18 protein-coding genes and 5 tRNA genes are annotated in these 22,878 nt (G+C 73.6%); 13 read left to right on the top strand and 10 right to left on the bottom strand.

Going from position 1 to position 22,878, the window contains the following annotated elements:
* Nucleotides 1-4: 4 nt before the first annotated feature.
* Both PSH03_RS28625 and PSH03_RS28620 read left to right on the top strand, forming a co-directional pair.
* Complete coding sequence (locus PSH03_RS28625; RefSeq protein ID WP_238690945.1) at nt 5-3,169, top strand: permease; 3,165 nt, start codon at nt 5-7, stop codon at nt 3,167-3,169.
* Nucleotides 3,166-5,925: an FtsX-like permease family protein gene (locus tag PSH03_RS28620; protein ID WP_238690944.1), complete on the top strand. Its 2,760-nt coding sequence runs from the start codon at nt 3,166-3,168 to the stop codon at nt 5,923-5,925. Before PSH03_RS28625 ends, PSH03_RS28620 begins: the two co-directional genes overlap by 4 nt.
* A gap of 88 nt (nt 5,926-6,013) precedes the next feature.
* Here PSH03_RS28620 and PSH03_RS28615 read toward each other — a convergent pair.
* Both PSH03_RS28615 and PSH03_RS28610 read right to left on the bottom strand, forming a co-directional pair.
* Nucleotides 6,014-6,088, bottom strand: a tRNA-Val gene (locus PSH03_RS28615).
* Nucleotides 6,089-6,114: 26 nt separating this feature from the next.
* Nucleotides 6,115-6,187 (bottom strand) — tRNA-Gly (locus tag PSH03_RS28610).
* Between the two features lie 147 nt (nt 6,188-6,334).
* Here PSH03_RS28610 and PSH03_RS28605 point away from each other — a divergent pair.
* On the top strand, nt 6,335-6,577 hold the full coding sequence (locus PSH03_RS28605; protein ID WP_091400768.1) for a DUF6458 family protein: 243 nt from the start codon (nt 6,335-6,337) through the stop codon (nt 6,575-6,577).
* A gap of 158 nt (nt 6,578-6,735) precedes the next feature.
* Here the strand turns inward: PSH03_RS28605 and PSH03_RS28600 are convergent, their stop codons facing one another.
* Both PSH03_RS28600 and PSH03_RS28595 read right to left on the bottom strand, forming a co-directional pair.
* Nucleotides 6,736-7,692, bottom strand: a complete 957-nt coding sequence (locus tag PSH03_RS28600) for an NADP-dependent oxidoreductase (protein WP_238690943.1) — start codon at nt 7,690-7,692, stop codon at nt 6,736-6,738.
* Between the two features lie 46 nt (nt 7,693-7,738).
* Nucleotides 7,739-8,320 carry a TetR/AcrR family transcriptional regulator gene (locus PSH03_RS28595; protein ID WP_112585044.1) on the bottom strand — a complete coding sequence of 194 codons (582 nt, stop codon included), beginning with the start codon at nt 8,318-8,320 and terminating at the stop codon, nt 7,739-7,741.
* Between the two features lie 115 nt (nt 8,321-8,435).
* On the opposite strand from PSH03_RS28595, the gene PSH03_RS28590 reads away from it, so the two are divergent.
* Nucleotides 8,436-9,170, top strand: coding sequence for a GNAT family N-acetyltransferase (locus tag PSH03_RS28590; protein WP_238690942.1), 735 nt, complete (start codon nt 8,436-8,438; stop codon nt 9,168-9,170).
* 160 nt (nt 9,171-9,330) lie between these two features.
* Complete coding sequence (locus PSH03_RS28585) at nt 9,331-9,816, top strand: winged helix-turn-helix domain-containing protein (RefSeq protein WP_238690982.1); 486 nt, start codon at nt 9,331-9,333, stop codon at nt 9,814-9,816.
* 63 nt (nt 9,817-9,879) lie between these two features.
* On the opposite strand, the gene PSH03_RS28580 is transcribed toward PSH03_RS28585, so the two are convergent.
* From PSH03_RS28580 to PSH03_RS28570, 3 genes are all read right to left on the bottom strand, one after another.
* Nucleotides 9,880-9,954 (bottom strand) — tRNA-Val (locus tag PSH03_RS28580).
* A 13-nt stretch (nt 9,955-9,967) separates the two neighbouring features.
* Nucleotides 9,968-10,038 (bottom strand) — tRNA-Cys (locus PSH03_RS28575).
* A 34-nt stretch (nt 10,039-10,072) separates the two neighbouring features.
* A tRNA-Gly gene (locus tag PSH03_RS28570) sits at nt 10,073-10,145 on the bottom strand.
* A 387-nt stretch (nt 10,146-10,532) separates the two neighbouring features.
* Between PSH03_RS28570 and PSH03_RS28565 the strand changes: the two genes are divergently transcribed.
* The 3 genes from PSH03_RS28565 (at nt 10,533) to PSH03_RS28555 (ending at nt 14,871) form a co-directional block, all read left to right on the top strand.
* A complete protein-coding gene (locus tag PSH03_RS28565) occupies nt 10,533-11,135 on the top strand; it encodes a TetR/AcrR family transcriptional regulator (RefSeq protein WP_210783237.1) in 603 nt (200 codons plus the stop codon).
* 83 nt (nt 11,136-11,218) lie between these two features.
* On the top strand, nt 11,219-11,800 hold the full coding sequence (locus PSH03_RS28560; RefSeq protein WP_210783235.1) for a TIGR03086 family metal-binding protein: 582 nt from the start codon (nt 11,219-11,221) through the stop codon (nt 11,798-11,800).
* A 140-nt stretch (nt 11,801-11,940) separates the two neighbouring features.
* The gene (locus PSH03_RS28555; RefSeq protein ID WP_210783232.1) at nt 11,941-14,871 is read left to right on the top strand and encodes a M36 family metallopeptidase; all 2,931 of its coding nucleotides are present in this window, start codon (nt 11,941-11,943) and stop codon (nt 14,869-14,871) included.
* Between the two features lie 43 nt (nt 14,872-14,914).
* On the opposite strand, the gene PSH03_RS28550 is transcribed toward PSH03_RS28555, so the two are convergent.
* On the bottom strand, nt 14,915-15,808 hold the full coding sequence (locus PSH03_RS28550) for a hypothetical protein (protein WP_238690941.1): 894 nt from the start codon (nt 15,806-15,808) through the stop codon (nt 14,915-14,917).
* Between the two features lie 150 nt (nt 15,809-15,958).
* Between PSH03_RS28550 and PSH03_RS28545 the strand changes: the two genes are divergently transcribed.
* The 5 genes from PSH03_RS28545 (at nt 15,959) to PSH03_RS28525 (ending at nt 20,540) form a co-directional block, all read left to right on the top strand.
* The gene (locus PSH03_RS28545) at nt 15,959-16,627 is read left to right on the top strand and encodes a class I SAM-dependent methyltransferase (protein ID WP_210783230.1); all 669 of its coding nucleotides are present in this window, start codon (nt 15,959-15,961) and stop codon (nt 16,625-16,627) included.
* Between the two features lie 9 nt (nt 16,628-16,636).
* Nucleotides 16,637-17,827, top strand: a complete 1,191-nt coding sequence (locus PSH03_RS28540; RefSeq protein WP_210783226.1) for a cytochrome P450 — start codon at nt 16,637-16,639, stop codon at nt 17,825-17,827.
* A gap of 24 nt (nt 17,828-17,851) precedes the next feature.
* Nucleotides 17,852-18,700 carry a polysaccharide deacetylase family protein gene (locus PSH03_RS28535; protein ID WP_238690940.1) on the top strand — a complete coding sequence of 283 codons (849 nt, stop codon included), beginning with the start codon at nt 17,852-17,854 and terminating at the stop codon, nt 18,698-18,700.
* Between the two features lie 89 nt (nt 18,701-18,789).
* On the top strand, nt 18,790-19,722 hold the full coding sequence (locus PSH03_RS28530; protein ID WP_238690939.1) for an ABC transporter ATP-binding protein: 933 nt from the start codon (nt 18,790-18,792) through the stop codon (nt 19,720-19,722).
* Nucleotides 19,719-20,540, top strand: coding sequence for an ABC transporter permease subunit (locus PSH03_RS28525; protein WP_238690938.1), 822 nt, complete (start codon nt 19,719-19,721; stop codon nt 20,538-20,540). The genes PSH03_RS28530 and PSH03_RS28525 overlap by 4 nt, the downstream gene beginning before the upstream one ends.
* A gap of 36 nt (nt 20,541-20,576) precedes the next feature.
* Here the strand turns inward: PSH03_RS28525 and PSH03_RS28520 are convergent, their stop codons facing one another.
* The gene (locus PSH03_RS28520) at nt 20,577-21,254 is read right to left on the bottom strand and encodes a response regulator (protein WP_210783217.1); all 678 of its coding nucleotides are present in this window, start codon (nt 21,252-21,254) and stop codon (nt 20,577-20,579) included.
* Nucleotides 21,254-22,825 carry a sensor histidine kinase gene (locus tag PSH03_RS28515; protein WP_238690937.1) on the bottom strand — a complete coding sequence of 524 codons (1,572 nt, stop codon included), beginning with the start codon at nt 22,823-22,825 and terminating at the stop codon, nt 21,254-21,256. Before PSH03_RS28515 ends, PSH03_RS28520 begins: the two co-directional genes overlap by 1 nt.
* Nucleotides 22,826-22,878 lie beyond the last annotated feature (53 nt).

The raw sequence follows: 22,878 nt of genomic DNA, 5'->3' as shown, positions 1-22,878 counted from the left end.
GACGATGAGGCTGGTCAGCCGGCGCGCCCGCGCGCAGTGGCCGCTGCTGGCAGCCCTCCTCGGGGTCGTCACGATCGGCGCGACACTGCTGGGTACCTGCACCCTGTTGGTCACCCGCACCGCCGAGCGGGCGCTGGAGGTCGCCATGGCCCGCGCCGCCCCCGCCGCCGTCGACGTGACCGTCTACACCGGCACCGTCGAGGGCCGGGACACGTCGTCCGTCGCCGCCGACACCCGCACCGTGGTGGCCTCCACGCTCGCCCCGTTTCCGGTGACGACAACCGCGCGGGCGTCGACGGTGCTGCGGGCGCTGCCGCCCGCGCTCGCCGCTGGCACCACAGTGCCGGCCCAGGCCTACCTGTCCGGGCTGGACGACCTGCCGACCCGAGCCGAGCTGGTCAGCGGGCGCTGGCCACAGCACCCAGGCGACGCGGTGCTGCTGGAGTCCACCGCACAACTGCTCGGCCTCACCCCCGGCCGCCGGGTACGCCTCGGCGCCGAACTGGCCCACGCGCCCGTCCCGGCCGTCGACGTGGTCGTCGTCGGTGTGGCGCGCCCGCTGCCGGGGCGCGGCTGGGACCGCGACCCGCTGGCCGCTGCCGGCTCCGCCACCGGCTACCGGGACGGACGCTTCCAGCAGCCGGTCAACGCCTACGGCCCCTTCCTCGTCGACCTCGCCGACCTGGTCACCACCGGTGCCACAGTCGACCGGCTGGAGGTCACCGCCCATCCGGACCTGTCCGACAGCAACCGCCACGACCTGGAAACCGTGGCCGGGGCCGTCGGCAGTGCCGACGACCGGCTGGCGGGCACCCTCGGCGACCGCGTCCGGCTCGCACGTGTCGCCTCCGAACTGCCACTGACCCTGCGGGCCGCCGACGACCAACGGCACGTCACCGCCGCCGTCGTGCTGGCCATCGCCGTCCTCGGCGGTGTCCTGGCCGCGACGGCACTCGTCCTCGCCGGTCGTCTGACCACTGGCATACGTGCCGACGAGACTGCCCTGCGGTCCGCCCTGGGCACCAGCCGTCGCCAACTCGCCGCCACCGCGACACTCGAGGCCGGGCTCGTCGCCGCCGTCGCCGCCGCGATCGCGATACCGGCCTCGTCGGCCCTGCACGCCGGCCTGACCCACCTGCCGCCGCTGGACGGTGCCGGCCTGACCGTCCGGCCGGCGATCGCCGGTGCCCAGGTCCTCGCGGTCGCCGGCGGCGCGCTGGTGCTCGCCGCTGTACTCATCGTCCTGGCCGTCCGGCCCGTCCCGGCAGCCGGCGACCAACGAACCCGCCGCGAACTGCTGGCCCGATCCGGCGCCGACCTGATGCTCGCGGTGTTCGCCGCCGCCGGCTGGTGGCAGCTGTACGCGCAGTCCACCGCCGCCAGCCCACGCGCCGACGCGGTCCGGGTGCTCGCGCCGGCGCTGTTGCTCATCGCAGGCGCCGCCCTGGCTCTCCGGGTGGTACTGCCCGCCCTTCGCGGCGCCGACCGGCTGGCGTACCGCGCCCGCGGGCTGGCGCTTCCGCTGGCGGTCTCCGAGGCCGCCCGCCGGCCACAAGCGGTCGCCGCCGGACTGCTCGTCGGACTGGCCTGCGCGGCCGGAACCTTCGGCCTCGCCTTCGACGACACGTGGCACCAGTCGCAGCGCGACCAGGCCGCGCTCGCCGTCGGCACCGACCTCGCACTCACCCTCGGCACGGCGCCGGTGGCCGGAGACGGCGCGATCGTCAGCGCGGCCACCGCGGGGGCCGTGAGTCCGGCCCTCGACCGTGGCACCGCCGTCGGTCAGTGGCTCGGCAGCGCCGGCGACGCGCCGCGCCTGGTCGCCGTCGACACCACCCGCGCCGACGCGCTGCTGCGCGGGCGGCTGGACAACGACCGCGGATGGGCGGACGTGGGCGCCACGCTGGCCCCACGCACCCGGGTCGACGGCCTCGCCGTTCCGGCTGGCGCCCCACTCGTCCTGACCGGGACCGCCGCCGGCGACACCCCGCTCTCCGTGACGCCCCGGCTGATGCTGCAGGACGCCACCGGCCTACGCACATCCTGCACCGGTCCCGCCGTACCGCTCGACGGCCAGGACTTCCGGCTGCCCGCCTGCGCGACGGCTGACGGGCTGCGCCTCGTCGCGGTCGCCCTGCCGGTCACCGCCGACGCGGTCGGCGGACCCGTCGCCGTCGCCGTCACACTCACCGTGCCGCCCGCCGGGTCGGTGGAGAGGCCCACTGACGGATCGGAGTGGACCGCCACGTCCGCGCCGCCGGTCCCGAGCAGGTTGAGCGACCCGACCGTCACGGTGTCCGCCACCCCGACGGGGACCACGCTGCGAATGGCCGCGACCGTCGACCTCGGCGGCGCCGAGGACGCCGCCCGGACCCTCGTCGCCACCGCCTTCCCGGACCCCGGCCCGGTGCCCGTCGCCGTCTCCGCCCGCTTCGCCAGCGAGGTCGGAGCCGAGAACGGCAGCAAGCTCAGCGTCACTGTCGGCATCACGCCCGTCCCGGTCGTCGTCACCGAGGTCGTGCCGACCGTACCGTCCGCCCCCGGCGCCGTCGCCGTCCTTGCCGACCTGGACACGCTGTCGCGCGCACGTGCCGTCACCGGCGACCTGACGTTCCCGGTCGACGCCTGGTGGGTCGGCCACCCAGCCGGCCCCGGTGCCGCCGAGCGGGCCACCGCCCTGCACCTGGGCACCGTCGCGACCCGCGAGGCGGAGACCGCCCGCCTCACCGGCGGCCCGCTGCTCGCCGGGCTGCCGGCCGCGCTGCGCCTCATCGTTCCGGCCGCGGCCCTGCTGCTGCTCGCCGGCGTCGTCCTGCACGTCACCTGTGACCTCCAGGTCCGCGCCGTCGAGGTGACGCGGCTGCGCGGCCTGGGGATGTCCCGGCGCGGCATCCGGGCCGTGCTGCTCGGCCAGCACGCCGGCGTTCTGCTGCCCCTGCTCGCGGCGGGCGCGGCCGTCGGCGCGCTCGCCACCCGCGTCGTCGCTCCCCTGCTCGTGCGCTCCGAAACCGGTGCCGCGCCCGTCCCGGCCACCCAGCCACACTGGCCGTGGCCGGCCGAGGCCGCACTGCTCGCCGTACTGCTGGCCGGATGCATGCTGGCGGTCGCCGCCGTGGTCACCGTCCAGGTCCGCCGGGCCGACGCCGCGCACCTGCGGGTGGCCCCGTGAACCGGTGGCTGACCCGCCGGTGGCCGGCGCTGCACTGGCCCAGCATCCGTGGCCGTGGCCGTACCGACGCCGGTCCGCTGCTGCTCGCCGCCGCCGTCATCGCGGCCGTCGCGCTGCTCGCCGGGGCCGCACCGGCGCTGCTCCGCGCCGCCGCCGACAACGCCGTCCAGGACACGGTCCGCCGCGCCGGCAACGACGCGAACGTCCTCGTACACGCCAACTGGGAACGCGACGACGGGCCGACCGGCGGGCGGGTCCGGATGCCCAGCCTCGCCGAGGACCTCGACAACTTGCGCGCCCGGGCGACATCCGCGCTCGGGCCCGATCTGGACGCCGCGCTGCTCCCGCCCCTCGCCGCTGTCAACGGCCCGATCCTCAACATCACCGACGGCAGCGCGCCACGTACCTTCCAGTTCACCTACCTGGCCGGTGACGCCGGCGGCCCGGACGTGACCTGGGTCGCCGGCAGCCCGCCCGGCCCCGCCGTCTCCGACGATTACGTCGAGGTCCCCTACGACGGACCGCCCTGGCCGGTGCAGGTCGGCCTCTCCGAGGCGGACGCCGCCGCACTCGACCTCGGCCCCGGCGATCGAATCCCGGTCACTGACGGCAAGGGTCGCGACAAGGACGTCCGGATCAGCGGGATCTACCGACCCACGGACAGCGCCGACCCGGCCTGGCGGCTCGCCCCGGCGCTCCTGCGCCCCGTGCCCGGTGCCGACGGCATGGGAACCACCCGGTTCGGCGGCCTGCTGTCGCGCGAGTCGTTACCGGACGCCCGGCTCGCCGTCGACGAGGACCAACTGCGGCGCGCCGTCCACTTCGCACCCGTTCCCGGCGCGCTCACCTGGGACGCCACCGCGGCGCTCGCCAGCCAGGTGGTCAAGCTCAAGGCGACGTCCGGCTCATCAAGCGACCGCGAGCAGTCCCTGAAGTGGGAATCGCAACTCGACACCGCCCTGCGCGACGCCCGTGTCCGCAACAGCGCCGCTTCCACACAGGCCGCCGTCCTGCTCGCCGGGGTACTGACCGCCACGGTGCTGGTCCTGCTGCTCGCCGCCGACCTGCTGGTCCGCCGCCGTACCCCGGTGCTGAGCGCCGCCCGGCAGCGTGGCGCGGCGCTACCCGACCTCGGCGCGGAACTGATCATCGAGTCCACAGTGGTGTCGGTGTCGGCCGCCGCCGTCGGGCTCGCGCTCGCCCGCGCGGCCGCTCCGGGCGTCTCCTGGACCTGGGCCGTTCCGGTGGTCCTGGCCGGCGTCGTCGCCGGGCCGGCGTTCGGCATCCTCGCCGCCGCCCGCGCCAGCCGGGACCGGCGCCAACCCGCCAACCCGGCCGCTCGGCGCTGGATCCACGCCACCGGTCAGTTGCGCCGCGCCGCAGTGGAAGCCGCTGTCCTGATCGCCGCGGTCGCCGCCTTCGTCACACTGCACCAGCGCGGGCTCCTGCCCGTCGCCTCCGACGGTGACACCGGTGAGCTGACCGGCGACCTCGTCCTGCCGGTCAGCGCCCTCGCTCTGGGTGCGCTCGTCGGCGCGCTCGTCCTGCTCCGGCTACTGCCCCTCGGGGCGCGGTTCGCGCTCCGCCAGGCCCTGCGCTCGCGCCGTCCGCTGGCGGTGTTCAGTGCCGCCCAGGCGACCACAACGGCCGGACGCGCGCTGCCGCTGCTGGTTCTGGTCAGCACCACGGCGCTCGCGTCGTTCGCGCTCATCCTCGGCGCCACAGTCACCCGAGGGCTGACCGACGGCGCGTGGAGCACCGTCGGCGCAGACGCCCGCCTCGACGTCGGCGCCGACGCCGAGGCCGCCACGCCCGCACTCGCCGAGCGCATCGCCGCCGCACCAGGGGTAGAGCGGGTTGTCGTCGCACAGGTGACCGACTCGGCACGCGTCTTCGCCGAATCGACGCTGCTCACCCCACGCCTGGTCATCGTGGACACCGCCGCGTTCCAGCGCCTGCTGGCCACCACTCCGCTGCCCGACGCGCCGGCGTTGGCCCGGCTCACGGCTCCCGGTCCTGGCCCCGGGGAGGTCCCGGTGCTGGTCCGCTCGAGTGGCGGCGATCTGCGCACCGGCACGCGGCTGCAGCTACCCCGGGACGGCGCCCCGACCATCCGGCTCGCCGCAGTCGGTACCGCTCCCTCCGTCGGCGGCGCCGACGACGTCGTCATCGTGGACGCCGCGGCCCTCGCCGACGCCGGGCTGCCCGCCGTTCCGAACACCGTCTGGGTGACCGGCCCCGGCGCGGGGCGGGCCGTGTCGAACACCGGAGTCACCTCCGACGTCGTGCTGCGTGCGGACGTCCTGCGGGCGCAGCGGGTGGCTCCGCTGACGGCAGGGCTGGTACGGCTGTCGTGGACGACCGCCGCGGTGCTGCTGGCGCTGGGGTTGCTCGGCCTCACGCTCGCCGCCGCCGCCGGCGCCTCGGAGCGGTGGCAGACCCTGACCCGGCTGCGGACCCTCGGCCTGCGGCCACGCGACGCCCGCTGGGTCGCCGCCGGAGAGCTGCTGCCGCCGGTAGTGGTCACCGCGGTGTACGGCCCGCTACTCGGGGCCCTGCTCGCACGCCTGACGCTCGGCCCGCTCGACCTGCGGCGACTCACCGGCCAGGCCGCCGACCCGACGGCGGTCCTGCCGTGGTGGCTGCTGGGCCTGGTGAGCGTGGCGCTGCTGGCGACGGCCGCCACCGTCGTACCTGTCGAGTCGGCGCTGCGGCGCCGCGACCGGCTGAGCGAGGTGCTCCGCGCCGGGGAGTGACCGATGGTCTCTCCGCCCGTGCGGGAAGCAGAAACGCCGAGACCCGTTACCGATATCGGTAACGGGTCATCTGATCCGCTTGCATGGATGGTGGGCGATACTGGGTTTGAACCAGTGACCTCTTCCGTGTCAAGGAAGCGCGCTCCCACTGCGCCAATCGCCCGTGGCGGCCCCGTGGGGCGCATCGCGAGCGGACGACGGGATTCGAACCCGCGACCCTCACCTTGGCAAGGTGATGCGCTACCAGCTGCGCTACGTCCGCACGTCCCCGGCAAGCGCCGGCGACAGGTGAACTCTACCCGATGCCAAGATCGCTTGGAACGGCACCCTGGCCGGTCGCGGTTGCGCTGGTACCCGCCGGGGTACTGAAGGGCTCGACAGCGCACCACACCCCCTTAAGGAGGCTGTCGTGGGTATCGGCACCAGCATCTTCCTGATCGCGCTCGGCGCGATCCTCACCTTCGCACTGGACGCGAGCGTCGGCGGTATCAACCTCGACGTGGTCGGCTGGATCCTGATGGGCGCCGGCGTGCTCGGCCTGATCATGACCACGCTGATCTGGGGTCGCCGCCGCCAGGTCGTCACCACCACCGAGCAGCCGGTGGAGTACCGCCAGGTCGAGGAGCGGCGGGACATCGCGCCGCCGCTGTGACCCGGCCAGCTCCACCGCTGGCGGAACCGCCAGACCACCGTGATTCCGGGCCGGCCGCCTCGCCGAAGGCGGCCGGCCTTTCGCACCGACAACCCCGCGCCGGGCAGGCGTCGCGTCGGCGATTGGACCACAGTGCTCCGGTGGTGCCGGCGGCGGAATCAGAACTCGATGACCAACCGGCCGCGTACCCCTCCCGCTTCCAGGAGTTGATGCGCGCGGGCCGCCTCCTGCGGCGGGAACCGGCCGGCGACCCGCAGGGTCAGCACACCCTCCTCGGCGAGTCGCCGAAGCAGGTCGAGCTTGTCGCGGCGCCCGTCGTACTCGTGCACGTACGCGGAAACCATGGCGATCCTCCGCTGGTCGGCCTGCGCCCGCAGCACCGGATCGGGCCCGCCGCGCAGCAGCGCCACGGCACCACCCTCGCGCACGGCAGGCAGCAACGCGCCACCGAGCAACGCGGTGTCGACAGCGGCGTCCACCCCGTCCGGGGCATGCTCGCGGAAGCGGTCGGCGACGCCCGGACCTCGGGTCACCGTCACGTCGGCACCGAGCGCGGCGACCAGTTCGGCGTCACCCGGCGCCGCGTCGGCAAACACCCGGTGACCGGCGGCCTTGGCGAGCTGTACCGCGTACCCGCCGACGGCACCGGCCGCGCCGGTCACCGCGAGGGTGCTGCCGGGCGGCAGCCGCAACTGGTCCAGGGCGTGCAGGGCGGTCAACCCGTTCAACGGCAGGGTGGCCGCCTCGGCGGGTGACACGCCCGCCGGAGCCGGCACCACCCAGGCTTCCGGGAGCACTACCCATTCGGCGTACCCGCCACCGGCCGCCCTCGTCGGGTTGACCATGGCCATCACCGGGTCACCCGGGACGAGTACGCCACTGGTGTCGGAGCCCACCTCGTCGATGGTGCCGGCGATGTCCTGGCCGGGCAACAGCGGGTCGCTGCCGCGCAGTCGCACCGGCGTCATACCGGCCCGGATCAGCGTGTCCGCCGGGTTGACCGCCGCGGCGCGTACCCGGATGCGGACCTCACCGGGGCCGGCGTGCGGCGTCGGAAGCTCGACCACCCGCAGCACCTCGGGCCCGCCGTAGCGCAGCAGTCCGACCGCTCTCATGCTCGACTCCTCATTCGGGTGACCGGCCGACCACCGTGTCCGGCGGTCAGTTCAGGCAGGTGAGCGCGACCTCGGCGTACCGCGTCAGCGCCGCCCGGTCCGGGTTGATGGCACCCATCACCCGCAGGCCCTGGAGACTGGTGACCAGGAAGCCGGCCAGGTCGGTGGCGCTGCGGTCGGTGGTGATCTGACCCCGCAACTGCGCCTCGGCGAGCAGGTCGTAGAGCGCCAACTCCAGGGACTGGGTGGTCGAGCGAAGCCGCTCGGCGACCCGCACATCCTGGTGCGCCCGTTCCATCGACGCCCCGACGATGAGGCAGGAGAGGTGCCGGCCGTCGCCGGTGATGTCGTCCACCGTGCCGATGAACACCTCACGGATCACCGCCCGCGCGTCGTTGCCCGAGCGCAGCAGATCGACCATCGGTGTGGCGTAGCGCTGCCGGTACAGGTCGAGCACCGCCAGGTAGAGGCCGTCCTTGCTGCCGAACGCCGCGTAGATCGAGCCGCTGCCCAGGCCGGTCGCCTCGGAGAGGTCCCGCATGGAGGTGCCCTCGTAGCCCTTGCTCCGGAACACGTCCATGGCAGCGTCGACCGCGGCGTCGAGGTCGAACTCACGGGTGCGGGCCATGGCTGAACGCTACCCGCTATCTGGAACGATCGACAAAGTACCGCCGGTCACAGCCGCCGATCCGAGCCGTTTCCGCTGGCCGTGGGCGTGCCGACCCCGCGTTACGATCCAGATCATGGAGCCTCTCGACACGGTGCTGGCCGCGCACCGGGCGTACCTGCTCGGTTGGAACATCGGTGTCGCCGGCGGGCGGGACCTCCCGACCTACCGCAGTGACGTGCCGCACGCACCCCTCAACGGCGTGCTGCGGGTGGTCGGGCGCACCCCGTGGGACGCGCTCACCGAGGCCCGGAAGCGCCTGCACGGCGTACCCCGGATCTGGTGGGTCGGCCCGGACAGCGACGCCGGCGCCGCGGACGGCCTGGTCTCCCTCGGCGCGGTGCAGGTCGCCCGCATGCCGATCATGACCGTGGGGATCGGGTCGGTGGCCGAGGCGCCGACTCCGGCCGGCGTGCAGATCGCCGAGACCACCGACCTCGCCGCGTTCGTCCCGGCCTATGCCCGGGTGTCCGGAATCCCGGCGGACGGCGTGGCGGCGACGATCGAACGGGAGAAGGCGTTCACCGGCGACGGCACCGTGCTCCGGCTGGCCGGTCGCCTCGACGACGGCCGGGTCGTCGCGACGGCCGTCGCCTGGATCAGCCACGGTCTGGTCACCCTCTACTTCGTCGGCACCCAGCCGGAGCAGCGCCGCAGGGGCATCGGCGCGGCCATGACCAGGGCCGCGCTCCATCTGGCTGGCGAGCGGGGCGCCCGCACCGCCGCCCTCACCTCGTCGGCCGTCGGCGAGTCGGTCTACCGCGGCCTCGGTTTCCGGCCGGTGGGCGAGTTCCGCCTGTTGACCTTCTGAGAGCGAGCGCGCTACCCGGCGAGCCCGAGTGGATCACGGGGGTGGCTGTCCGCCGGAAACCATTGACTACAGGGTTCGGACAGCGTTGTCTTTTACTGGCGCCTGGGGAGGTACGACAGTGATCGACGATGTGTCCCTCGTGTTCTGCGTGACCGCCGACGTGTCGGTGCGCGAACGGATGGTCCGACGCCTGGACGGACTGGGCACCCTGGTCATCTGCACCGACCTCGCGGAGCTGCAGGCGATGATCGGCGGGCCGGTCATCAGCGGACCGGGACGGCTCCCCAGCCCCACCACGGCGTCCGCCCCCGCTCCAGCCCCAGCCGCTCCAGCCGTCGGCGTGGCCGGCCAGATCAACCTCGGTGACCTCACCATCGACCCGCTCGACCATCGGGTGACGTGGCGCAAAGAACCGCTGGCCCTGACCCGACTCGAGCGCAACCTGCTCACCCAACTCGCCACCGCACCGGTCGGAGTCTGGACGTACCAGCGGCTCTTCGAATCGGTCTGGGGCTGCGCGTTCCTCGGCGACACGTCGATCCTGCACTCGGCCGTGAAGCGGTTACGGCGCAAACTGCACGCCGTCGACGACGCCCTGTGTGTGCACACCGTGCGAGGCATCGGCTACCGGCTCAGCGTCGACTGATGACGTGGCGCCACAAGCGAAACGGCTCGTCACCGGGTCTTCCGGTGACGAGCCGTTCTCCTCTGGTGGGCGATACTGGGTTTGAACCAGTGACCTCTTCCGTGTCAAGGAAGCGCGCTCCCACTGCGCCAATCGCCCGTGCTTGTTGCCGAGGTGGGGACGGGATTTGAACCCGCGTACACGGCTTTGCAGGCCGTTGCCTCGCCTCTCGGCCACCCCACCGAGGTTGCCCCCGTCATACGTGGCGGCAGCTCCGAGCGGACGACGGGATTCGAACCCGCGACCCTCACCTTGGCAAGGTGATGCGCTACCAGCTGCGCTACGTCCGCACGCCCCCGGACGTTCCCGGGTGACGGATGAGAACTTTAGCCGAGTGGGTGTTTGACTGCCAACTCGGGGTCGCCTCGGCGCGTCCCGGGTGGCCGGGGCTGGAGCGGAGTCACTCTCGGCCGGCTTCCTAGGTGGCTGGCCCGGTGCCGGGATCCAGCACTGACCGTCACCCTCAGACATTCCTCGGCAATGATCGTCATCATCGCGTCGCATGCCCGACCGTCGACGTCTCCACTACCCGACACCGGGCAGCGGACCTCGACGAACACTCTCCGTGGAACGACCGACGACACCCGAAAGAAGTGTCCGGCTTCCGACTGTCACCGCGTGAATCGGCGCGTGGTGGTAACTGTTCGTGTTCGGTCGGATGGGCTACGGTAACGGTCGTGACGAGACGTGCGGCCGAGATCCGCCTGGATGCCCTGCTGCGCACCGCCTGCGACGTGATCGTGGAGCGCGGTCTGGCCAACACCCGGACGGCGGACGTGGCGAATGCCGCGGGCGTGAGTCAGGCGTTGGTCTTCTACCACTTCGCCACCAAGGAGCGGCTGCTCGCGCAGGCCTTCGCGTACGCGGTCGAGCAGGATCTGGCCCGCCTGGACGCGGTGACCCGCTCCTCGGCCACACCGCTGACCAAGCTCCGCCGGATCCTCAAGCTCTACACCCCGGCCGGGCGGGCGACCTCCTGGTCCATGTGGATCGACGGCTGGTCCGAGTCGCTGCGTACCCCCGAGTTGGAGAAGGTCTCCCGGCGGCTCGACCTGCGCTGGCGACAGGACCTGGCCGCCGTGATCACCGCCGGGGTGGCCGACGGCACCTTCCAGTGCGCCGACCCCGACGGGGCCGCCTGGCGGATCAGCGCGGTGATGGACGGCCTCGCCGTCCAACTCGCCGTGCACGACCGGGTGATCTCCCGCCGCCAGTTCGGCGAGTGGGTCCGGCTGGTCACCTCCCGAGAGCTCGGCCTGGACCCGGCCGACCTGGACTGAGCTGGGCAGCCAGCACCGATCCCCCCGCACCGGGCCGGGCAAAACGGGCTCAGTCCGCCTCGTCGACCGGAACAATCGGCAGCATGGACCTCCTGGAGGCGTACCGCCGGAGCCTGGCCGAATTCATCGACCGGGTGGATCAGATCGAGCCCGGCCAGTGGTCCGACCCGACACCCTGCTCGGACTGGGACGTCCGCACGCTCGTCAACCATGTGGTGACCGAGGACCGGTGGAGCGTTCCGCTGCTCGCCGGCCGGACCATCGACGAGGTCGGCGACCGGCTCGACGGTGACCAACTCGGCGCCGACCCGATCGCGACGGCCCGGGAGGCCGCCGCGCAGGCCGAGATCGCCGCCACCCACCCCGGCACGATCGATCGCACAGTGCACCTCTCCGGCGGCGACACCCCGGCCACCGAGTACCTCCAGCAACTCCTCGCCGAGCACCTCGTGCACAGCTGGGACGTGGCGGTGGCGATCGGCGCACAGCCCCGGCTCGACCCGGACGCGGTGCACGCCGCCGCCCAGTGGTTCGCCGGCCAGATCGACGCCTACCGGCGCAACAAGCTCGTCCACACCGGCGTACGGGTGCCCGACGACGCCGACGAGCAGGACCACCTGCTGGCCGCGTTCGGCCGCGACCCCGACTGGGCGCCGAGCGACTGAGCAGATCTCGATCTGTTGGTGCGACAGCGGCTCGGGACCTTGCCGTGACCTCGGGAGACTGATATCCACAGATGCGCATGCGTCACCGCGCATCTGTGGTCGGCGACTGGCCGACCATCTCGCTCCCACGAGGAGGTCCCGTGCCACAACCGGAGTGGTCACCCCCGATGAGCCGGCGTCGACGCCGGCTCATCGCCATCCTGGCGACGACGGCGACGGTCGCCGCGCTGCTCCCCACCGGCGTGAGCACCGCGGCCCCCACCGGCGGCGCGGCGTCCACCGAGCGCCGGTCCGGGCCGTTCGCCGAGGGACACACGCCCGCCGACGCCGACAACCGCACCGGTACGGCGGCACCCGACGCCCGCCAACGCGGCCTGGCCCGCGCCGTGGACCCCGACGTCCGGTGGAACCGGCTCGGCACCCCGCAGGCGCTCGGCCCCGGTCGTACTCCGCTCGCCAGCGGGCTGCCCGCCGACCCGGAGGCCGCCGCCCGCGCCTACCTGGCCGCCAACCGCTACCTGTTCGGCATGGACGCCGCGACGGTGGACAGCATGGAACGGGTGCTGGTCCGGCCGATCGGCAGCGGCACAGTGGTCACCCTGAGGCAACGCTTCGGGGACCTGCCCGCCGGGCCGGACGGCCTCGTCACCCTCGCGGTCGCCGACGGCGCGGTGCTCTCGGTCAGCTCCTCACTGGCCCGCAACACCGGCACACCAGCGCCGGCGACCCGCACCCCCGAGCAGGCGTACGCCGCCGCGCTCGCCGACGCCAAGCTGACCGCCGACACGGTGGCCAGCCACACCATCCGGTCGGTGGCAGTGCCCACACCGCTGGACGGGCCACGGGCCGCCTACGAGGTGACCATGATCGGCGCGGACACCGAGCACCCGGCCGCCTTCACCAGCTATGTGGACGGCAGCACCGGGCAGGTGCTGGTCCGCGAGGACCTCGTCGACTTCGACTCCGACAATCCGAGCTGGGCGGTCTTCCCGGCCACCCCGCCCCGCGACCTCGGCCCCGGGCAGGACCCCCGGGTGCGCTGGTGCGGCGACCCGGCCCCCGGCTGCCAGGCCGCCTGGCGTGACCCGGCCACCGGCCAACCGTGGGACGTCGACGCAGCCACCGGCACGCCGACCTTCACCTCGCGCGGCAACTCGGCCAACACGGTGCTGTCCTGGGGTGCGAACACCCCGGTCGTGCCGGCCCCCACCAGCCCGGAACGCCGCTACGAGTACCCCTTCACCGACCAGTGGCACCAGGCCAAGTGCAACCCGAGCGTGTTCACCTCGACCCAGCGCAACGACGCGGACGCGTCGATCGCCAACCTCTTCGCCATGCACAGCCGGATGCACGACTGGTCGTACCAGCTGGGCTTCACCGAGTCGGCGTGGAACCTCCAGGCGGTCAACCTCACCCCGTCCGGGCTGGGCGGTGACGCCGAGCAGGGCCGCGCCCAGCAGGGCGCGCTGAGCGGCAACCGGAACAACGCCAACCAGGGCACCCCGCGCGACGGGCTGCCGCCGACCACAAACATGTACCTGTGGCAGCCGCAGGCGGGCGGGCCGTACCCGCCGTGCGTGGACGGCGACTACGACATGACGGTGATCGGTCACGAGTACACCCACGCGATCACCAACCGGATGATCGCCGGCCCGGACAGCGGGATCAGCGGCCACCAGGGCGGGGCGATGGGTGAGTCCTGGGGCGACCTGCTCGCCGCCGAGTACCTCTACCAGCACGGGCTGCGCGCGCCCGGCGAGACGCCCTTCATCACCGGCGGCTACGTCACCGGCAACCTGGTCAGCGGCATCCGCAACTACGACCTGAGCCGCAGCCCGCTCAACTACTCCGACATCGGCTACAACACCGCCGGCCCGGCGGTGCACGCCGACGGGGAGATCTGGGGCGCCACCAACTTCCGGGTCCGCTCCGCCCTGGTGAAGCGGTACGGCCTCGGCACCCCGCAACGGCAGCTCGACTGCGCGCTGGGCAAGGTCGCGGCAGATCAGTGCCCGGGCAACCGGCGCTGGTCACAGCTGGTCTTCGACTCGTTCCTGCTCCAGGCCGCCAGCCAGGTCAGCATGCTCGACATGCGCGACAACATGCTCACCGCCGACCTGCTCCGCTTCGGCGGCGCGAACCAGGACCTCATCTGGGCCGAGTTCGCGCGCTCCGGGATGGGCCGGGACGCCGCCACCAACGGTGCCGGCGACACCGACCCGACGCCGAGTTTCGCCTCGCCGCGCGGTGGCAACGCGACGCTCACCCTGCGTCCGCGCGGGGACAGCGCCGAAGCACCTGTCCGCGTGTACGTCGGCGCGTACGAGGCGCGGGCCGTGCCGGTGGCCGACACCGACCCGGCGACGCCGATCCCGGACACGGTGGAGATGGTGGCCGGCACGTACGACCTGCTCGCCGTGGCCCCCGGGTTCGGACACCAGCGGCTCAGCGTGGTCGCCAAGTCCGGTCAGGACGGGTACGTCGACCTGCGAATGAGCCGCAACCTCGCCTCCACCGCGTCCGGCGCCACAGTCACCGGCGACGGGGTCAACCTGGACCGGGTCGTCGACGACACCGAGGCGACGAACTGGGCCAGCCTGGACGGGGTCGCCGGCCGGCAGCTCACCGTGGCGCTGCCGGGCGACGCCCCGCAGACGGTCAAGCGGGTGAACGTCAGCGCGATGCTGCGCCCGGCGATCACCGGTGACGCCGACACCGGCGCCCAGAACGCGCTCAGTGCCCTGCGCTCGTTCGCGGTGTCCGCCTGCAACGCGACGACCACCGACTGCACGGATCCGACGCGTTGGCAACGCATCTACACCAGCGCGGGGGACGCGTTCCCCGGCGGGGCGTACCGGGCGTACAGCCGCGACATCAACCTCCGGACGTTCGCGGTACCCACCACCCTCGCCACCCACCTGCGCCTCGAGGTGCTGGCGAGCCAGTGCACCGGCGGCCCGAACTACGCGGGCGAGCAGGACGACGACCCGGCCACGACGACGGACTGCGCGACTGCCAGCCCGGCCCGGAGCCAGGTCAGGATCGCCGAGTTCCAGGCGTTCTCGAAGTGACACGGTGGGGCCGGCGGATGTCCGCCGGCCCCACCGTGCTCGATCAGCGGTGCGCCCGACGCCAGGGGTCGGCGACGGCCGGGCGCTCCCAGCGCCGGTCCACCGGGGGGTCGTCGGCCTCGTCGGCGTCCCCGGCCACGGCCCGGGTCAGGTGTCGCAGCCGCAGCAGCAGCCCCACCCCGAGGAAGAGCAGCAGACCGCCGAGCAGGAAGGCGACCTGCACCACGCCGAACGCGCCGGACTGCGAGACCGGGCGGTTGGCCGCCGGTGGCGCGGCGTCGGCGGCCTGCTCCGCGACCGGCTCCTCCGTCGCCGTACTCTCGCCCTCGGCCGGAGCGCTCGCGGATTCGGTGGGCTCCGGCGGGGTCGCCGTCGGCTTCGGCTTGCTGGTCGGGGCACCGCCCACCCCCACCACCGAGCGGGTGGCGGTCTGCCGGGCCAACAGGCGCAGGTTGGCGTCGTACGCCTCGGCGGCGAGGGTGACCCGCCCCTGGGTGACGTCCTCGTCGAAGGCCACCCGGTAGCGGGCCGTGACAGTGCGGCCCGGGCAGAGCGTGCCCGGGTCGAGCTGCCGGTCGGTCAACCGGGCCACGTCACCCTCGGTACGGATCTCCAGCGGAAAGTCGCCGGTCTCCTCCACCCGGTCCATCTTCACCTGGTCGAGCCGGAGGCCCCCCTGCACGGTGAGCACCATCGACCAGCGCACCTTCGCGCACCTGGCGCGCCGGTCGGTCTGGGAGACCACCGCGGAGATCGTCCGCACCTGCTCACCGGCGGTGAACCGTCCCGGCAAACCGCTCATCTCGGTGGTGAAGGCCGCCTGTGCCGGGGCGGCCACCGCCAGCTCCACCCCGCTCAGACAGGCCAGCACCACCCCTGCCCTCAGCGCATACCGCCACACCGTCACCACCGCCGTCCTCCGTTCGGTCGCCTCCACCCCGCAACGCTAGAAGCGGGGCACCGCGCCGACCAGACGGGTGTGTTCGCACCGGACGGCAAGGACGGGGTGGCTTTTCACCGACCGTGGTGAACCGGTCACCGCTCCCCCGCGACACGCCGGGAGTCGGGCCGCTGGGAGAATCGCACCGTGTCCGAGCTCTCCAGCACGTTCGTCCGGCTGCACGCCCGGCTGGCCCCGGTCCCCTTCGTTCCCGAGGTGCTGCTGCACCAGGCGGACGAGCCGATCGGCCTGTGGGAGCTGACCGAGGGCGAGTTCTCCAGCGACCGGCCGCCGCCGTTCTGGGCGTTCGCCTGGGCCGGCGGGCAGGCCCTCGCCCGTCACGTCACCGACCACCCGGAGCTGGTCGCCGGCCGGCGGGTGCTCGACCTCGCCTCCGGCTCCGGCCTGGTCGCCATCGCCGCCGCCCGCGCCGGCGCGGCGTCCGTGCGGGCCGTCGAGGTGGACGAGCTGGCGGTGGCGGCGGTCGCCCTCAACGCGGAGGCCAACGGGGTACGCGTCGACGCCGAGTTCGGCGACATCCTCGACGGCGACGCCGGGGACGCCGAGGTGGTGCTCGCCGGAGACGTCTTCTACAGCGACGCGATGGCCCGCCGGGTGCTGCGGTTCCTGCTGCGCGCCGCCCGAGCCGGCGCGCCGGCGCTGGTCGGTGACCCCGGCCGGGCGTTCCTGCCCCGGGACCGCTTCGACGAGGTGGCCGGGTACGACGTGCCGGTGCCGGAGGCGCTGGAGAGTGTGCGGGTGAAGCGCACCACCGTCTGGCGGCTGCGGGCCGGGCTGCCGAGGGCCTCCGGCTAGCGTGTCCGGGTGCTGTTCCGCAGCTGGGCGCAGGTGGCCGACGCCGCATGGCCGGACGTGGCCCGGGTGCCGGACCACGTCGGCGGCACCCACCTGGTCGTGACCCGGCACCCGCTGGTCCGCCAGGTCCTCGCCGACCCGGTGACCTACCGGCCGGACAACGCGCTGGACGCGGTGACGCCGATGCCGGTGACCGCGCTGCGGGTGCTCGCCGGGCACCGGTTCCGGTTGCCGCCGACCCTGGCGAACAACTCGGGTGTCAGCCATCCGCAGATCCGGGCGATCGTCGCGCAGGCGTTGCACCCCGCCCGGGTGGCCGCCCAGCGGCAGTGGCTCACCGCGCTGGTCCGGGACCGGGTCGCCCGGATCGGCGCCGCGCTCGACGCCGGCGAACCGGTCGACCTGTACGCGGACCTCGCCGCCGACCTGCCGCTGCTGGTGCTGGCCCGGCTGGTCGAGTTGCCGGACGCGCCGGTCGGCGCGGTCAAGGAGTTCGCCCGCGCCGCGCTGGAGTTGTTCTGGGCACCGCTGGACGCCGACCGGCAGGTGGCGCTCGCCGCCGAGGTGGGCCGGTTCCACCGGGTACTGCGGGACTTCGCGGCCGTCGGTGGCGGTCTGGCCGCTGAGCTGCGCGCGGCCGGGCACCCGCCGGACGTGGTGGTCGGCGCGCTCTTCTTCCTGTTGGTCGCCGGGCAGGAGACCACCTCGCAGTTCCTCACCCTGCTCCTGCACCGGCTGGCGAACGAGCCAGTGGTCCGGGCCGGCCTACGCAGCGGCGAGGTCGCGGTGGCCGACGTGGTGGAGGAGGGGTTGCGGCTGGAACCACCGATCGTCACCTGGCGGCGGGTGGCGACGACGGAGAGCACCCTGGGCGGCACGCGGGTGCCGGCGGGCAGCAGCCTCGTGCTGTGGCTGGGCCGCGCCGGTCGGGACCCGGCGGTGGTGGAGTCGCCCGACGAGTTCCGTCCGGGTCAGCGTGGATCACGCCGGCACCTGGCGTTCGGGGCGGGGGCGCACCGCTGCGTCGGGGACGTGCTGGCCCGGATGGAGGCGGCCGTGGTGGTGGCCGAGGCCGCGCCGCTGCTGGACGGGGTGACGGTGCTCCGTCCGCCCTGGTGCCCGGACAATCTCACCTTCCGGATGCCGGACGCGTTCGTGGTCCGCCGCTCGCCCGGGGTCACCGGGCTGACCGGATCCTGACATCCGCTCGGTATGTTTCCGGGCGTGTCAGCCATCCCCACCCGTCGGATCCCTGCCGTCGTAACGCTTCTGGTCCTGCTGACGTTGACTGCCTGCACGGTCGGTCCCGGTCACCCGGCGCACGCTCGGCAGGTCACCGCGGCCCAGCCGACTCCGTCCGCCTCGGCGCCGACCCCCTCGGCCTCGCCGTCCCCGACCGCGAAACCCGCGTTCAAGAGCCTGGCCTGGTACGTGTCCCAGGTGCCGACGTTTCCCGAGGCACCGCAGCCGCAACCGGTGACGCTGCCCGCTACCGGTTCGGCGGCGTTCTGGCATCGCCTGCCGACCGACCAGAAGGTCGCCTTCATCACCATCGACGACGGTGGGCTGGCCCGCCCGCCGGAAGTGATCGACTTCATCTGGGAGGCGCGTATCCCGGTGACCATGTTCCTCAACTCGCCGGCGGCGGCGGAGCACACCGACTACTTCCGGCAGATCGAGGCGGTGGGCGGGGTCGTGGAGAACCACACCATCAGGCACAACTCGCTGGCCGGCCGGTCGTACGACTACCAGAAGCAGGAGATCTGCGGTGCCGCCGACAAGCTGGAGGAGCTGTTCGGCAAGCGACCCACCCTGTTCCGCCCACCGTTCGGCGAACATGACAGCACCACGCTGCGGGCCGCGCACGACTGCGGCGCGAAGGCGGTCTTCCACTGGACCGAGACCGTCCACGAGGGGAAGGTGCGCTACCAGACCCCGGAGAAGGTGGTCCAACCCGGCGACGTGCTGCTGATGCACTTTCGACCGGCGCTGATGGACGACCTGCTCGCGGCGTTGAGGGCGATCCACCGGGCCGGGCTCACCCCGGCACTGCTGGAGCAGTACGTACGGTGATCGGCCCGTCGCCGACCTGACGAAAGTCAGGGGTGGGTGGTGCCGTTCGGGCGCGGTGGGGTGGCAGGTCGCTCGCCTAGCGTCAGCGCATGATCACACTACGTGGGTTGACGAAACGGTTCGGGCCGACAGTCGCGGTCGACGCGTTGACAGTCGACATCGCGCCCGGCCGGGTCACCGGCTTCCTCGGCCCGAACGGCGCCGGCAAGTCCACCACCATGCGGATGATCCTCGGGTTGGACCGACCCACCGCCGGGCAGGCCCTGGTGGGCGGGCGCGCGTACCGGGAGCTGCGCCGGCCGCTGCACGAGGTGGGCGCGCTGCTCGACGCCCGGGCCATCCACCCGGCCCGGTCCGGCCGGGCGCACCTGCGCGCCATGGCGCACAGCAACGGCATCCCCGCCCGCCGGGTCGACGAGGTGCTGGACACCGTCGGGCTGGACGGACGGGCCGCCGGCAAGCCCGGCCGGGCCCTCTCCCTCGGCATGGGCCAACGACTCGGCATCGCCGGGGCGCTGCTCGGTGACCCGCCGGTGCTGATGTTCGACGAGCCGGTGAACGGCCTCGACCCGGACGGGGTGCGCTGGGTGCGGCAGCTGACGCGCTCACTGGCCGACGAGGGACGGACGGTCTTCGTCTCCAGCCACCTGATGAGCGAGATGCAGCTCACCGCCGACCAGCTCGTGGTGATCGGCCGGGGACGACTGCTCGCCGACGCGCCGATCGGCGAGGTGATCGCCCGCAGCACGGTAGCGGTCCGGGTCCGCAGCCCACACCCGGACGGGCTGGCCGCGCTCGCCGCGCGCCTCACCGCCGCCGGGGCGAGCGTCGAGACCGCCGACCGCAACGAGCTGACCGTCACCGGCGTCACCGCCGACCAGGTCGGCGACCTGGCCCACGAACTGGGAGTACGACTGCACGAGCTGAGCGCGCACGCCGCGTCGCTGGAGCAGGCGTTCATGGAGCTGACCGCCGACAGCGTCGAGTACGCCGGCGGTCCGACCGAGGGTGGGCAACGATGAGCACGCAGACCGACGCGGGCACCCGCCCCGCCAGCACGCCGGCCGCAGGTGCGCCGGCCGCCTTCCGGGGGGCGGTGGCCGCCGAGTGGACCAAGCTCTCCTCGGTGCGGAGCACCTGGTGGACGGCACTGGCCGGGCTGCTGGTGATGTTCGCGAGCGCCGGCCAACTGGCCATCTACGTCGCCAACGACAACACCAACGACGACCCGACCGACGACCGGGGGATCGTCACCGTCGGCAGCGTGCTGATCGACTCGGTCGAGCTGACCCAGTACGTGGTGCTGGCGCTGGGCCTGCTCGCGATCACCGCCGAGTTCACCAGTGGCACCATCCGGACCACGTTGCAGTGCACCCCGTCGCGCGGTCGGGTGCTGCTGTCCAAGGCCGCGGTCGCAGGGGCGGTCACCTTCGTCCTCGGGCTGGTGCTCGGCGGCGTCGGCACCCTGGTGGCCCGACCGGTGCTCGGCGAGTGGGGCAGCGCCCCGGCCGCCGACACGATCGGCGACATCGTGGCGGTGGCGACCTACCTGGCGCTGGTCGGCGTGCTCGCCCTGGGCCTCGGCGCCGCGTTGCGCAGCGCGGTGCTCACCCTCACCGTGCTCCTCGCCACCCTGATGATCGTGCCGCTCTCCCTTCAGGAGCCGGACATCGACGTGCTGAACCGGATCGCCGACGTGTTCCCCGGCGTGGCCGGCGGGCACTTCCTGGCCGGCGACACCGAGCCGTACCCGAGCGTGGTCGGGCTGCTCCTGCTCGCCGGGTGGGCCGCCGCCGCGCTGCTGCTGGGCCGGGCCGCACTGCGCCGCCGCGACGCGTAGGGCCGGCGAGCTGGGCGGAGGCCGACCGGCCCCCGCTCAGCCGTCGACCAGCCCCGCCTCGTACGCGAGGATCGCCGCCTGCACCCGGTTACGTACGTCCAGCCGGGTGAAGATGCTGGTCAGGTAGCTCTTCACGGTGCCCTCCACGAGGTGCAGCCGGCGGGCGATCTCGGCGTTGGAGAGGCCCGCCCCGACCAGGGCCAGCACCTCCCGTTCCCGCTCGGTCAGCCCGGCCGTCCGGTCCCGGGCGGCGGGTCGGCGGGCCAGCCGGCCAGCCCCCAGCTCGATCACCCGGCGGGCCACCCTCGGCGACAGGTACGCACCACCGTCGGCGACGGCGTGCACGCCCGCGATCAGCTCACGTGGGTCGCCGGCCTTGAGCAGGAACCCGCTGGCGCCGTGCCCGAGCGCCCGGGCCACGTGGTCGTCCTCGCCGAAGGTGGTCAGCATGATCGTCGCGGTGTCCGGCACGACCCGGCGGATCTCGGCGGCGGCGGCCAGCCCGTCCAGCCGCGGCATCCGGATGTCCAGCAACGCGACCCGGGGTCGGTGGGCCCGGACCAGCTCCACCGCCGCGTGCCCGTCGCCGGCCTCGGCGACCACCTCGATGCCGGGATCGCTGGCGAGGATGGCCCGGACGCCGGCCCGGACCATCGCCTCGTCGTCGGCCAGCACCACCCGGATCGGCGGTGCCCCGGTCGTGTCGGTGTCCACTACGCGATCCACTCCTTGCTGACCAGCCGGCCATCGGTGAAACAGAGTCGCCAGGTCGGCGCCGCGAGGGGGAAGTTGCCGTCGGTGTAGTACTCGCAGCCGGCCCGGTCGACCGGTGTCTGGCGATCCAACTGCCGCCGGGGCAGCCCGACCAGCTCGGACCGGGCCGCGCCGACGCGCATCTGGTCGAAGGTGGCCCGGTCCAGCACCGTCCCGGCGGTCGCCACCGGGTAGTAGACGAACGAGAGCACCAGGGCGAAACCGACCGGGGCGACGAGCGCCACCAGCAGGCTGCGCCGAACCCGCCGCCGGGCGTCGTGCAGCCGCCGCTCGGCGTCCACCGGCCGCTCCGCCGGACCCGGGCGCTCGTCGGACCAGGACGCAAGCCCGGCCTCGGCCGCCGACCCGATCGCCTCGGACGCCGCCGCGGTGGCCGGCAACACCGCCCGTACGGCGAACCCGCCGTCGGCCCGGTGGCCGGCGTCGAGCGTCCCGCCGGCGAGGCGGACCCGCTCGGCGAGGGCGAGCAGCCCACTGCCCTGCGAGGGCGGAGCGGGCAGCGGCCCGGCCGGCGGAGCCTCGTTGACGACTGTCACCTCGACCCGGTCACCGTCGCGGGTGAGGCGTACGTCGACCGGGGCGCCCGGCGCGTACCGGGCGGCGTTGGTCAGCGCCTCCCGGACGATCCGGTGCGCCGCGTGACCGGTCATCGCCGGTAGGTCCGCGACCGCCGGGGCGGCGTCCAGCCGTACCGCCATGCCGGCCTCCCGGGCACCGTCGACCAGGTCGGCCACGGTCTCGCCGCTCGGACGCAGCGACGCGCCAGCCTCCTCGCGGAGCACCCCGATGATCTCGTGCAGTCGCTCGGTGGCGGCGGAGACGCTGGCCCGCAACTCCCCCGCCGCGGCCCGGTGCCTGTCGTCCAGGTCGGCGGCGACCTCCAGGGCTGCGGCGCGCAACGCGATCAGGCTGAGGTCGTGACCGAGCGAGTCGTGCATCTCCCCGGCGATCCGGGCCCGCTCACGCAGTCGGATCCGCTCGGCGGCACCCCGCTGCTCGCGGGTCAGCGCGTCGACGTGCCGGCGACCGGCGTCGGTCAACTCCTGCTGCTGGCGCCGGTACCGGCCGACCAACCAGGGGAACACGGCGGCGAAGAGCAGCACCGAGGCGAGTAGGAACCAGGTTGCCGCGCCGGCGCCGAGCAACCCCAGGTTGAGCGCCGTGCCACCGGCCGTGATCAGCACGAAGACCATGATCGCCGGACCCACTGTGGCGCTGCGCCGCCCGGCGAGATAGCTGAAGACCGGAATGGCGAACACGAAGTTGCCGTCGACCAACGACCCGAGCACCGCCAGCACCAGGGCGACCAACGGTTGACGTCGACTCGCCACCACCGCCACACCGAGCAGCAGCAGCTTGCCGACCAACAGCGGAAACGTGTACCGCGTATAGGGCGGGCTGGCCTCGGCGTAGCCGACCGGGGCGGCCACCACCGCCCAGAGCAGCACGTCCAGCAGCAGGCGACGCCGCCGGTGCAGCCAAGCCGGCGGCGGGGAGTCGAGGATCCGCACGGCGGTCAGGCTACCCACGCCCGACCTGCGCGGACACCGACGAAAGTCAGGTG

It is taken from the genome of Micromonospora salmantinae (assembly GCF_022230905.1).
Classification (GTDB): domain Bacteria; phylum Actinomycetota; class Actinomycetes; order Mycobacteriales; family Micromonosporaceae; genus Micromonospora; species Micromonospora salmantinae.
The sequence above is the reverse complement of the archived record's forward strand: the minus strand, read 5'-3'. Positions and strand labels throughout refer to the sequence as shown.